This window comes from Mucilaginibacter xinganensis, assembly GCF_002257585.1.
GTDB lineage: Bacteria > Bacteroidota > Bacteroidia > Sphingobacteriales > Sphingobacteriaceae > Mucilaginibacter > Mucilaginibacter xinganensis.
Genome location: NZ_CP022743.1, coordinates 3,309,644 through 3,321,492, shown reverse-complemented (window position 1 = coordinate 3,321,492; position 11,849 = coordinate 3,309,644). Strand labels below are relative to the sequence as shown.

Below are 11,849 nucleotides of genomic sequence, written 5' to 3'. Positions count from 1 at the left end.
AACTTATCGCCTTTACTATGGGTGTGCCGCTACCCAAACTTCACCATCTTCAAAAATTTCTTTTTTCCAGATCGGGACTGTTTGCTTCAGCGTATCAATAATATACCGGCAGGCATCGAAAGCCGCCGCCCGGTGTGCAGCAGATACGGCAATAATTACCGGGACTTCCCCAACTTCAAGCACCCCTGTACGGTGATGGACCAGCACCTTTTGCACCGGCCATTTATCGAAAGCTACTTGTGCTATCTTCTTCATTTCGGCCAATGCCATAGGCTCATAAGCCTCAAATTCAAGGCGGATTACTTTTTTGCCTTTTGTAGCATTACGCACGGTACCTATAAAAACATCAATTCCGCCTGATTCAGGCGACATGATCCAGTTGATGGCCGATTGGATTTGAAGGGCAGTATCGAAAATTTGAATGTCTGTGATCAACGTTTTAATTATTTAGCGTCTGGACGGTGGTAGTGCAATTATACCGGGTTTTAACCACCGCTTACCGGGGGGATAATAGCAATTTCATCCCTTTCGTGCAAGTTGTCGCCGGGCAAAGCATATTCATTATTTACAGCCACCATGTACGATGCCAGCTGCTTTAGTCGCGGATACTCTTGTTCGAGCAGGTATTTTAAATTATATACTGTGGCGTCATTCGCCATTTCTAAATTAACCGACGTGCTCCCGAATATATCCTTTGCTATGCCAAACGCCAGAATTTTAATCTTCATACTTCAAAATTAGGGTAAATACTGATAACTACACGTTTAGATAATGAATTATTTGAACGTATATTTAACTAAAAACAATATTAAACAAGCTTGGTTTTTATTATTGATCTTAGATAAATCGGTCGTATCTTGAATTCAATTTCTCAAATCTGTTCCATGCCTGAAATTAAAAGGATCCCTGTAACCAAAGTAACTGACGCTGAAAGTATTGAAGCAACCGATGCACTGGCGATTGAAGAGCCATTGGAGATTCGCCTGGAGTATGTACTGAACGGAGAACCAAAAATTCAGAATGTTTCTGTCACTATGCGTACCCCCGGCTGCGATGCAGAACTTGCCGCAGGGTTTTTATTTACGGAGGGTATTGTAAAGAATGCTGCCGAAATATCCAAGGTTGACTATTGCTTTATAGCATGTGCGGAGAATAAGGAAAATGTGATCCAGGTTAAGCTAAATGAAGGAGTGATACCCAATTTACAGCATTCAGAACGCAATTTTTACACCACTTCCAGTTGCGGCGTTTGCGGCAAGGGATCTATAAGTGCTATCCGTACGGTAGGTGTTTTTAATGAACAAGCCGAACAACCTATTTTTGTAAATAGCGAATTATTGTATCGGCTGCCCGGAATATTGAGGGATAGGCAGGAGGTTTTTGCAGAAACCGGTGGTTTGCATGCATCAGCGCTGTTTAGTTTGGATGGCAATTTATTACTGATTAGGGAAGATGTTGGCAGGCATAACGCGCTGGATAAGCTGATTGGAGCGGCGTTAACAAAAAACTTACTGCCTTTAAAAAACCATATCTTACTGCTTAGTGGCCGTGCCAGCTTTGAACTTATTCAAAAAGCAGTGATGGCCGGTATCAAAATAATTGCGGCGGTGGGTGCACCTTCCAGCCTGGCCGTTGAGCTGGCAGAAGAATTTGATATAACATTGGTTGGTTTTTTAAGGAACCAGCGTTTTAATATTTATACCGCGGGTTACCGCATTTTATTCCCGGTTTATGAAAATTCGAATTAAAAGCAATGCTGTCAGGTACCGGCTAACACGCACAGACGTATCAGCCCTGGTTAAAAACGGTCATTTGGAAGACAGTGTAAATTTTGGCTTACAGAAGCTGATCTATGATTTACAGGTGGTGGATGATACAAGGTTATCGGCGACATTTAACAACAATACAATTACGTTGTTTGTGCCCAAAAAGATGATCAGCGAGCTGGAACATACAGACCGGGTGGGCTTTGATAACACAGACGGTGAACTATATTTACTGGTTGAAAAAGACTTTACCTGCCTGGATAATGTGGCAGAAGACCAAAGTGATAATTACCCCAATCCTTTAGCCGAAAAAACACGATGAGCAAAGAGACAGAAAACCCCGCTGCAGAAAACCCCGAAGAATTACTGGATTTAACATTAACAGCGCCAAAAAAATGGGCAGCAGGTATTCCTGCTGTTAATGCAGCAATGGTTGATGTGATAGGCGAGGCCGGCGTGGTGCGCGGAATGGAAGCGTTGTTCCACATGAATAAAAAAGGCGGTTTTGATTGTTCCAGCTGTGCCTGGCCTGATCCGGATGATGACCGTTCGCCAATAGCTGAATATTGTGAAAATGGTGCAAAAGCATTGGCCGAAGAAGCGACAACCAAAAAATTAACGGCAGAATTCTTCGCACAGAATTCTGTAGCCGATCTTGCAAAGCTCAATGACTATGAAATAGGCAAAAAAGGCCGCATAGCACAACCGGTATATCTGCCAAAAGGAGGCACACACTACCAGGCTATCAGCTGGGACCTGGCTTTTAAAAAGATTGCAGAACAGCTAAACAGCCTTACCTCGCCAAATGAAGCTGCTTTTTATACTTCAGGCCGCACAAGTAACGAAGCGTCATTTATGTACCAGTTATTTGTAAGGGAGTTTGGTACCAACAACATGCCCGATTGTTCAAATATGTGCCATGAATCGACCAGTGCCGCGCTTGCCGAGGTGATAGGGATAGGCAAGGGAACCGTTAAGCTCGAAGATTTTTATGATACGGATGTGATCATGATCATCGGGCAAAACCCCGGTACCAATCATCCGCGAATGCTGAGCGCCCTGCAAAAGGGGAAAGAGAACGGGGCCAAAATTATAGCTGTAAACCCGCTTTTTGAAGCTGGACTAATGGGTTTTAGAAACCCGCAGCAGGTTAAGGGTGTCCTCGGTATTACCACCCAACTGGCCGATCTGTACTTACAAGTGAAAATTAACGGTGACATGGCGCTAATAAAAGCTATTGAAAAATTGCTGTATGCCGCTGAAGTTGAGCATCCGGGGACAGTGTTTGATCATGAACTCATTAAAAATAAAACTATCGGGTACACTGCGTTTTTGCATCACCTTGAAAAATATAATGTTGATGAATTGGCAGTGGAAGCCGGTGTGCCGGTACGGCAGATCAAAGAAGCTGCTGAGATGCTTAAAAATAAAAGCAGGATAATTATTTGCTGGGCTATGGGGGTCACACAGCATGTAAACGGCGTAGATACCATTAAAGAAATTGTTAACCTTACTATGCTGAAAGGCAGCATAGGCAAGCCGGGAGCGGGATTGTGCCCGGTGCGCGGCCACAGCAATGTACAGGGTAACCGCACCATGATGATTTATGACAAGCCATATGAAAAGCAGCTGGACAAGCTGAAAGAAATTTTTGGCTTTGAACCTCCCCGTAATCACGGATACGATGTGGTTGATACCATCAAAGCGATGAATGATGGAAAGCTGAAAGTTTTTTTTGCCATGGGCGGAAACTTCCTGTCTGCAACGCCGGATACGCTTTACACCGCTGAAGGGATGCGCAAAATGAAGCTTACGGTTAATATCTCTACCAAGTTAAACCGGAGTCATTTAGTGCATGGCGAGGAATCAATTATATTGCCTACCCTGGCCCGAAGCGATAAGGATATTGTGCGCGGCGAAGTGCAGCTGGTAAGCTGTGAAAACTCAATGGGGGTTATCCAGATGTCAAAAGGGGTGCTTGATCCTATTTCTGATAACTTGCTGAACGAAACCCGCATTGTTTGCGAACTGGCAAAAGCTACGTTAGGCAGCAGGTCTGTTGTTGACTGGGACAAATACGCCAAAAACTATGATGAGGTTAGGAACGTAATTGAAAGGGTTATCCCAGGGTTTGATAATTATAACAAACGGGTGCGTGAGCCGGGAGGATTTTATTTGCCCAATGCAGCGCGCGAAGGAAAATTTGAAACCGATGACTATGATAACAAAGTTCCATTTACACTTACCGAACTCCCGGAACATAAACTGGCTGATGACGAATATATGATGACTTCTATTCGCAGTCACGATCAGTTTAATACCACCATCTATGGCCTGGACGACCGTTACCGCGGTGTTCATAACGAGCGCCGGGTGATATTTATGAACCGGAAGGATATTCAAAAAGGTGGTTTTAAAGAAGGCGATCAGGTTGACCTGTTTAACTATCATGGCGGCAGGGAAAGGGTAGCGCGCTTGTTTGTAATAGTACCTTACAATATTCCGGAACGCAATACTGCTGCCTATTATCCCGAAACCAATGTTTTAGTACCGATAGATAGTGTCGCTATAAAAAGCAACACCCCCACATCAAAACTCATTTTTATTAAAATAAAAAAACACGTACCTCAAAATTAATAGCTGCACTATGAGAAACTTCCTTTCGGTATTAGCATTCATTTTTATGGCTAACCTGGCCTGCAAACCAGCTATAGCCCAGCAAAATAATTTAAAAATTGTGCTGATCAGGCATGGTGAAAAAGAAGCTGCCGGCGATAACTTAAATTGCAAAGGCCTTAACCGCGCTTTGCAGCTACCCAAAGTGTTGGTGGCAAAATTTGGTACGCCATCGGGTGTGTTTGTTCCATCTATCAATTCAAAAAAGTCAACCGGGCATGCCCGCATGTTTCAAACCGCCACCCCGCTGGCTGTTAAATACGCGTTAGAGATAAATTCTAAATACCAGGTTGATGATTATGCGTCATTGGCGCAGAAGCTGGAAACTCAAACGGGTACAGTGATAGTGGTATGGGAACACAAAGCGCTTGATAATATCTTAAAAGCGTTGAGTGTGAAGACCAACGGCTTAAAATGGGGCGACGACGATTTTGACAGTATCTGGATAATTACCTATAAAAATGGCAAACCCGTTTTAACTATGGATAAGGAAGGGATTACGCCTGCTGCGGGGTGTTCTTTTTAAGCTAAAATTAGTGGTGTTTGCACAAACAAAATTTGATCTGGCTGCTTTTATTGTAAAAATAAATTATGTCATTTGATCAATACCACGAACCCGTAAATGAACTGTCTGATGAAACCCGCACCTTCGCGCGGATGATAGTTTCATTAACAGAAGAAGCTGAAGCCATTAACTGGTATGAGCAGCGTATTTCTGTTGAAAAAAATAAGGATGCAAAGGCCATTATGGAAAATGCACAGCAGGAGGAGTTTAAGCATTTTGGAATGGATCTTGAATTCCTGCTTCGTCAAAAGCCGGTTTGGCAGGCTACCCTTAAGGAGATCCTGTTTAAGAAGGGCGATATCGTAAATTTGGGTAAAAAGGGAGAAGATGCGGCTGAATAACTACCGGCTTGTTTGTTAATACGCATCTTACACACTATTTAGTGGCTCAATAAAAGTGTATCTGTAGTGCTGGCTACTATAGATATGCTTTTGCAGGGGCGGTCCAGTTTATTTTCAAGTGTACAGCATACATTTAAAGATTTTTTTCTTTAAACTTGATCATGAAATTGTACTATACAATTAAGGGTATTGTGCTGGAGCATGATGCTGCTTTATTTGTTATTGACGAACCCTGGGATAAATTGGTAAACCGGGATAACCTGGAAAGTTATTTACTGACAAAGTTTAAAACCGCGAAACAATTAACAGCAGCTGAAAAAGCAGAATGGTTAACTGATGCCTCCTTACTGCCACCCATCAGCCGCCAGGAAGTTTGGGCCGCCGGAGTTACCTATTTAAAAAGCAGGGATGCACGGATGGAGGAGTCAGAAGGCTCAGGAGCTGCCAGTTTATATGACAAGGTGTATGATGCCGAGCGGCCGGAACTATTTTTTAAGGCTGCCGCTTCGCGTGTGTCGGGCCATGGGCAGCAGGTTTATATCCGTAAAGATTCCGCCTGGAACGTACCGGAACCTGAGCTAACGCTTTTTATCAATTCAAAAGGTATAATCCAGGGATACACCATCGGCAACGATATGAGCAGCCGGAGCATAGAGGGCGAAAATGCACTTTACCTGCCGCAGGCCAAAATATATGAAAAAAGCGCCGCAATAGGGCCATGCCTCTATGTGAGTTCATCACCTATTGGCGGCGAAACTGCAATAAAACTCAAAATTAAACGCGGGGGCATTGCCATTTATACTGAAGAAACAACGGTATCCCGCATAAAAAGATCATTTGATGAGCTGGTAACCTATTTATACAGCGAATGCGACTTCAACTATGGATGTTACCTTATGACCGGAACCTGCCTGGTACCGCCGGCCGGGTTTACTTTACAAACAGGCGATGAAATAGAGATTACTATTGATAAAATAGGTACGCTTGTAAATACCGTTGCACTAAATCCCAAACATAAATCCTGAATTAAATGAATGTTTTAAAGTATTCATCCATCGCGTTGGCTGCGCTGTGCTTAAGTACCTGTCAGCAAAATAAAGCGCCGCGGCAAATTTTCGCCGATAGTCCGTATGCAAAAGGTACTTTCGGTTACGACCTTGATTTTTTAAAGAAGAAAGACAGCGTAATCCTGTTGAACAGCACGGACGGCAGCGCGCAGATCATTGTTTCGCCCAGGTACCAGGCGAAAGTGTTTACCTCAACAGCCGATGGCGTTAATGGCAAAAGCTTTGGGTGGATCAATTATAAAACATTTGACCAGGAAAAACCGGACGAGCACATGAACGCTTATGGTGGAGAAGACAGGCTGTGGCTGGGGCCGGAGGGCGGAAAGTTTTCACTTTTCTTTAAACCGGGCACAAAAATGGAGTTTGCTAACTGGCATACCCCCGCTGCTGTTGATAACCAAAGCTGGAAACTGATTTCCAACACTGATAAAAAGGCCGTGCTGTCTAAATCAGCAAAGCTGCTTAATTATGCCGGTACTGTACTCAACCTGTATATCAGTCGGGATATTGAAATTATGGAATCTGCCGATGTTAAAAAGCTACTTGGGATTGATTTTGATGATAAAGTAAAAGCGGTTGCTTTTCACACCACCACTACTTTAACCAATACCGGCGATAAGGCCTGGGATAAGCAAACAGGGGCGCCATGCATCTGGAACCTGGATATGTTCACCCCATCGCCCAAAACCGTTATTGTTGTTCCTTATGAAGACGGCGCCACAGGCAAAGTTGCCACCACCGATTATTTTGGCGAGATTTCAAAAGACAGGATAAAATTCAATAACGGCATATTGTTATTTAAAGCTGACGGCAAATCGCGCGGAAAGCTGGGCATGCCGCCAAACCGGGCCAAAACCCTGGCCGGCAGTTATGATGCAGAAAACAATGTGCTTACCATAGCCCTTTTCGATATAAGCCCTAAAGCCACTTACCTTAACCAGGAATGGCGCACCGACCGCGACGCGTTTACTGGCGATGCCGTTAACGCATATAACGACGGCCCCTTGGCCGATAAAACACAAATGGGGCCTTTTTACGAAATTGAAAGTGTTTCGCCGGCTGCGTTCCTTAAACCCAATGAAAAGCTTGCACACAATCATAGTGTGTTCCATTTTACGGGAGATAAGGCTGAATTGAATACAATAGCATTAAAAACGCTCGGAATATCGCTCGGGGACATACAAGCTGCATTTAAATAATTATATTCAGCGCACCAATTATTATAAACCTATTAAACTGCATTCATGTCAAAAGATCAAAAGTTTGTTGCTTTAGCGTTAGTTACGTCCCTGTTTTTTATTTGGGGCTTTGCGCTTAACCTAAATCCTATATTAATAGCACACTTAAAAAAGGCCTGCCAGTTAACCGATTTTCAATCGTCGCTGGTTGACTCGGCTTCTTATTTTGCTTATTTTATTTTACCGATTCCTGCGGCGCGTTTTATGCACAGGTATGGCTATAAAGGCGGTATTTTGTTAGGACTGGTACTTTTTGCTATCGGTGCATTCCTGTTTTTTCCTGCGGCTGCGGTAAGGAGCTATGCATTCTTTTTATCCTCGTTGTTTGTGATCTTTAGCGGGGCAGCGTTTCTGGAAACAGCTGCAAACCCTTATATCACGGTATTAGGTGACCCTTCAACTGCCACGCGCCGGATCAATTTTTCGCAGTCGTTCAATGGGCTGGCTGCCGCGCTGGGCCCGTTGGCAGGTGGCGTTTTTATCTTGTCAGGTAAAACATTAACGGCTGCACAAGAGGCTGCTATGTCACCTGCACAGCTAAATGACTATTTAAACAAAGAAGCTTCATCCGTTCAAATCCCGTATTTAATAATTGGATTGGTTGTGTTGGTGGTAGCCTTTTTGATATTCAGAACCCCTTTGCCTGAAATTGTTGACGATACTGAACAATCAGTTGAGGAGGACAACAGGTCTTTGCTAAATCAAATAGGATCTTTATTAAAGATTAGCAATTTACGAAACGGAATTATCGCTCAGTTTTTTTATGTTGGCGCACAGGCAGGTATCCTGGGGTTTTTTATCCGGTATTCTGAAAGGGTAGCCGGCCTGGAAGAAAAGCCGGCTTCATTTTACCTTACAGCAGCCACATTTTGCTTTATGCTGGGGCGATTTAGTGGTACCTTCCTGATGAAGTATATAAACCCTGTGAAATTGCTTGCCTTTTATTGTGTAATGAATGTAATACTGCTCATCGTTATTTTCTTCCTGCATGGTAAATTCACGGTTATCGCCTTAATGGGGGTTACGTTCTTTATGTCGATAATGTTCCCTACTGTGTTTTCACTTAGTATAAGGGGATTGGGTCAAAAAACTAAGCTTGGGTCGTCATTAATAATAATGGGTATAGTGGGCGGTGCAACAATTCCACCAATAATGGGACTCGTTTCAGATGCAAGTAATATCAAATTTGCTTACCTGGTGCCAATTATATGTTTCTCTTACATACTCTATTTTGCTACAACTAATTTGAGAGTTAAAAAATTAGAAGTTGTAAGCGGGCATTAATTAAAAGAACGTTTTTTTTGGAAGGCGCCTGTTGAGAGGTAATAATTAAAATTAAACAAAAATGGATTTAGGATTAGTAAATAAAGTAATAGTAGTGACCGGTGGTGCGAAGGGGATTGGAGCCGGAATAGTAAAGATCCTGGCTGCGGAGGGTGCAATACCCGTAATAGTGGGGAGAAGCGCAGCCGACAACCTGTTAGTTGTTAACGAGGTGGAGGCCGCCGGTGACAAGGCGTACCAGGTTGTTGCCGAGCTTACCAGCCCGGATGCATGCGAGAAAGCTATCAATGAAATTCTGCAACATTTTGGCCGGATAGACGGTCTTGTAAACAATGCGGGCGTAAACGATGGGGTGGGGCTGGAAAACGGAAATTATGAACAGTTTATGGCATCGCTGCACAAAAATGTTGTTCATTACTACCTGATGGCTCATTTCGCTTTACCGGCTTTAAAAAAATCAAAAGGAGCTATATTGAATATTACTTCGAAAACTGCCGATACCGGGCAGGGAAATACATCGGGATATGCTGCAGCAAATGGCGGCAGAAATGCGTTAACCCGCGAATGGGCGGTTGAACTTTTAAAATACGGCATCAGAGTGAACGCTATAGTGGTTGCCGAATGCTGGACACCTCTATATGAGAACTGGATCAAAACCTTGCCAAACCCGGACGAGAAAAAGAAAGATATAGAATCAAAGATCCCGCTGGAAAACCGGATGACCACAGCCGAAGAAATAGCTAACATGACCGTTTTTCTGTTGTCGCCAAGATCAAGCCACACTACCGGGCAACTCATTTATGTGGATGGCGGCTATGTGCATTTAGACAGAGCTTTAGCAAATGCATAGCTGATGCAGTTAACAGAATTATAAGTTATAAATAAATTTGAATTGAAAATAGATGCCCACCAGCACTTTTGGAAATATGATCCTATAAGGGATAGCTGGATAGATAATTCTATGGCGGTAATACGCCGGGATTTTTATCCGCCAGACCTTGAACCTATATTAAATAAACACCACATCGATGGCTGCATAGCCGTGCAGGCTGATCAAAGCGAAAACGAAACTGAATTTCTGCTGAACCTTGCGGAAAATAATAATTTCATAAAAGGTGTTGTAGGCTGGGTTGACCTGATGGACCCGCATGTAAGGGAAAGGATAGCCCACTATAGCGGCTTCGAAAAGTTGAAAGGAGTGCGCCATGTTTTACAGGGCGAACCGGATAGGGCTTATATGCTTAACCCGCAGTTTATGAAAGGTGTAGCTGCGCTAAAAAATTATGACCTGGCCTACGATATTTTAATATTTCCTGACCAGTTGGGATATACCAATCAGTTGGTGAAACATATTTCGGGTGTGCGGTTTGTGATTGATCACATTGCCAAGCCCGACATAAAAAATAAGAATATTGAAAAATGGGCAAATAACATAAAGATAATTGCGCAGAATGAAAATGTATGGTGCAAAATATCGGGAATGGTGACGGAGGCTGACTGGCAAAACTGGAAGCCAGGCGACTTTGAGCCTTACCTGGATGTGGTATTTGAAGCCTTTGGCCCCGGGCGGGTGATGTATGGGTCTGATTGGCCCGTTTGTAACGTCGCCGGCGGATATGATAACATGATCAAAATGGTGGAGCATTATACAGCTCAGCTATCGCCGGATGAGCAAGCCCGTTTTTGGGGGCTTAACGCAGTTGAATTTTATAAACTTAATTGATTAATAGTTATGAAAAGATCAGCTTTATTTGTTTTAGCAGGGGTATTGCTTTCGTTCGCTGCTTTTGCACAGGAGAAGTTTAACGGGTTGGGTGTAAATATGGGTAACCTTTACCGGATGTCTGACGCGAGGACTAGATCCATCAGCCCTGAAAATTTTAATGGCGAAAAGGGAAAAGGCGGCATGGCCACAACGGGAACAGGTGCCGGCGCGTCGCGCGATCTGGGCCAAACCTGGAAAGTAAGCCCAAGTGTTGTTATCAAAAAGCACACCACTTATACCATTGCTGAAATTAATGAAGCGGGGGCCATCCAGCACATCTGGATGACACCTACCGGCAACTGGCGATATTCAATCATCAGGTTTTACTGGGATGATGAAGCCACTCCTTCTGTTGAAGCGCCTGTTGGTGATTTCTTTTGTATGGGCTGGGGTAAATATGCGCCGGTTACCTCGCTGGCGGTAGTTGTTAACCCCGGTAGTGGTTTAAATTGTTACTGGCCTATGCCGTTCCGCAAAAAATGCCGCATAACCATGGAAAATATAGATGACGAAGATATGGTGCTGTATTACCAGGTTGATTATACACTTACGGATGTGCCTAAAGATGCGGGTTATTTTCATGCCCAGTTCAGAAGGGTAAACCCATTGCCGTTTAAAAAGGATTTTGTATTGGTTGACAGCATTAAAGGAAAAGGGCAATATGTGGGTACTTACCTGGCCTATGGTTCAAATAAAAATGGTTGGTGGGGCGAGGGTGAGATTAAGTTTTTTATGGACGGCGATACAAAATTTCCTACAATTGCCGGGACCGGTACTGAAGACTATTTTAATGGTGCTTATGACTTTGACAGCATGCACAAAAATGCAAACGGTACTGAAACCAGTGAATATACGGAGTTTAGCGGCCCTTATACGGGTTTACCTCAAGTGTTAAGAGGGGATGGGCACTATAATGTAGCACAACGCTTTGGGTTATACCGGTGGCATATAGCCGACCCGATCCGTTTTGAAAAAGATCTTAAAGTAACGCTGCAGGATTTGGGCTGGCATCATGACGGGCGCTATATGCCACTACAAGACGACCTGGCTTCGGTGGTATTTTGGTACCAAAGCGAACCTCACGGTGTTTTCCCGGTGTTTCCTTCCCGGGATCAACTGGAGGTTAACTAAGTTTTTTTTTTGAACT

13 protein-coding genes are annotated in these 11,849 nt (G+C 43.6%); 11 read left to right on the top strand and 2 right to left on the bottom strand.

Going from position 1 to position 11,849, the window contains the following annotated elements:
- Nucleotides 1–15: 15 nt before the first annotated feature.
- Complete coding sequence (locus MuYL_RS14580) at nucleotides 16–435, bottom strand: molybdenum cofactor biosynthesis protein MoaE (RefSeq protein WP_245845556.1); 420 nt, start codon at nucleotides 433–435, stop codon at nucleotides 16–18.
- 50 nt (nucleotides 436–485) lie between these two features.
- Nucleotides 486–728 (bottom strand): MoaD/ThiS family protein, encoded by a 243-nt coding sequence (locus tag MuYL_RS14575; RefSeq protein ID WP_094571269.1) that lies wholly within the window; start codon nucleotides 726–728, stop codon nucleotides 486–488.
- A gap of 156 nt (nucleotides 729–884) precedes the next feature.
- Here MuYL_RS14575 and fdhD point away from each other — a divergent pair, with 156 nt between their 5' ends.
- The 11 genes from fdhD to MuYL_RS14520 all read left to right on the top strand — a co-directional run bounded on the left by fdhD (nucleotide 885) and on the right by MuYL_RS14520 (nucleotide 11,833).
- Entirely contained in the window at nucleotides 885–1,748 is an 864-nt protein-coding gene (gene fdhD / locus MuYL_RS14570; protein WP_094571268.1) for a formate dehydrogenase accessory sulfurtransferase FdhD, read from the top strand.
- Nucleotides 1,732–2,088 (top strand): DUF7009 family protein, encoded by a 357-nt coding sequence (locus tag MuYL_RS14565; protein WP_094571267.1) that lies wholly within the window; start codon nucleotides 1,732–1,734, stop codon nucleotides 2,086–2,088. The genes fdhD and MuYL_RS14565 overlap by 17 nt, the downstream gene beginning before the upstream one ends.
- Nucleotides 2,085–4,403: an FdhF/YdeP family oxidoreductase gene (locus MuYL_RS14560; protein ID WP_094571266.1), complete on the top strand. Its 2,319-nt coding sequence runs from the start codon at nucleotides 2,085–2,087 to the stop codon at nucleotides 4,401–4,403. The genes MuYL_RS14565 and MuYL_RS14560 overlap by 4 nt, the downstream gene beginning before the upstream one ends.
- Before the next feature lie 10 nt (nucleotides 4,404–4,413).
- Nucleotides 4,414–4,968 (top strand): histidine phosphatase family protein, encoded by a 555-nt coding sequence (locus MuYL_RS14555; protein WP_211710154.1) that lies wholly within the window; start codon nucleotides 4,414–4,416, stop codon nucleotides 4,966–4,968.
- Nucleotides 4,969–5,033: 65 nt separating this feature from the next.
- The gene (locus tag MuYL_RS14550; protein ID WP_094571265.1) at nucleotides 5,034–5,348 is read left to right on the top strand and encodes a ferritin family protein; all 315 of its coding nucleotides are present in this window, start codon (nucleotides 5,034–5,036) and stop codon (nucleotides 5,346–5,348) included.
- Nucleotides 5,349–5,509: 161 nt separating this feature from the next.
- Nucleotides 5,510–6,373, top strand: a complete 864-nt coding sequence (locus tag MuYL_RS14545) for a fumarylacetoacetate hydrolase family protein (RefSeq protein ID WP_094571264.1) — start codon at nucleotides 5,510–5,512, stop codon at nucleotides 6,371–6,373.
- Between the two features lie 5 nt (nucleotides 6,374–6,378).
- Nucleotides 6,379–7,614 (top strand): DUF6786 family protein, encoded by a 1,236-nt coding sequence (locus tag MuYL_RS14540; RefSeq protein ID WP_094571263.1) that lies wholly within the window; start codon nucleotides 6,379–6,381, stop codon nucleotides 7,612–7,614.
- 45 nt (nucleotides 7,615–7,659) lie between these two features.
- Entirely contained in the window at nucleotides 7,660–8,937 is a 1,278-nt protein-coding gene (gene fucP, locus MuYL_RS14535; protein ID WP_094571262.1) for an L-fucose:H+ symporter permease, read from the top strand.
- Nucleotides 8,938–8,998: 61 nt separating this feature from the next.
- On the top strand, nucleotides 8,999–9,787 hold the full coding sequence (locus tag MuYL_RS14530) for an SDR family oxidoreductase (protein WP_094571261.1): 789 nt from the start codon (nucleotides 8,999–9,001) through the stop codon (nucleotides 9,785–9,787).
- A 42-nt stretch (nucleotides 9,788–9,829) separates the two neighbouring features.
- The gene (locus MuYL_RS14525; protein ID WP_094571260.1) at nucleotides 9,830–10,660 is read left to right on the top strand and encodes an amidohydrolase family protein; all 831 of its coding nucleotides are present in this window, start codon (nucleotides 9,830–9,832) and stop codon (nucleotides 10,658–10,660) included.
- A 9-nt stretch (nucleotides 10,661–10,669) separates the two neighbouring features.
- Entirely contained in the window at nucleotides 10,670–11,833 is a 1,164-nt protein-coding gene (locus MuYL_RS14520; protein ID WP_094571259.1) for a glycoside hydrolase family 172 protein, read from the top strand.
- Nucleotides 11,834–11,849: the final 16 nt, after the last annotated feature.

What these genes read in the sequence shown, in the direction of transcription:
- MuYL_RS14560 (WP_094571266.1), top strand. Translation starts at nt 2,085, where the DNA reads ATGAGCAAAGAGACAGAAAACCCCGCTGCAGAAAACCCCGAAGAATTA.
- MuYL_RS14555 (WP_211710154.1), top strand. Translation starts at nt 4,414, where the DNA reads ATGAGAAACTTCCTTTCGGTATTAGCATTCATTTTTATGGCTAACCTG.
- fdhD (WP_094571268.1), top strand. Translation starts at nt 885, where the DNA reads ATGCCTGAAATTAAAAGGATCCCTGTAACCAAAGTAACTGACGCTGAA.
- MuYL_RS14550 (WP_094571265.1), top strand. Translation starts at nt 5,034, where the DNA reads ATGTCATTTGATCAATACCACGAACCCGTAAATGAACTGTCTGATGAA.
- MuYL_RS14545 (WP_094571264.1), top strand. Translation starts at nt 5,510, where the DNA reads ATGAAATTGTACTATACAATTAAGGGTATTGTGCTGGAGCATGATGCT.
- MuYL_RS14575 (WP_094571269.1), bottom strand. Translation starts at nt 728, where the DNA reads ATGAAGATTAAAATTCTGGCGTTTGGCATAGCAAAGGATATATTCGGG.
- MuYL_RS14540 (WP_094571263.1), top strand. Translation starts at nt 6,379, where the DNA reads ATGAATGTTTTAAAGTATTCATCCATCGCGTTGGCTGCGCTGTGCTTA.
- MuYL_RS14565 (WP_094571267.1), top strand. Translation starts at nt 1,732, where the DNA reads ATGAAAATTCGAATTAAAAGCAATGCTGTCAGGTACCGGCTAACACGC.
- MuYL_RS14530 (WP_094571261.1), top strand. Translation starts at nt 8,999, where the DNA reads ATGGATTTAGGATTAGTAAATAAAGTAATAGTAGTGACCGGTGGTGCG.
- fucP (WP_094571262.1), top strand. Translation starts at nt 7,660, where the DNA reads ATGTCAAAAGATCAAAAGTTTGTTGCTTTAGCGTTAGTTACGTCCCTG.
- MuYL_RS14520 (WP_094571259.1), top strand. Translation starts at nt 10,670, where the DNA reads ATGAAAAGATCAGCTTTATTTGTTTTAGCAGGGGTATTGCTTTCGTTC.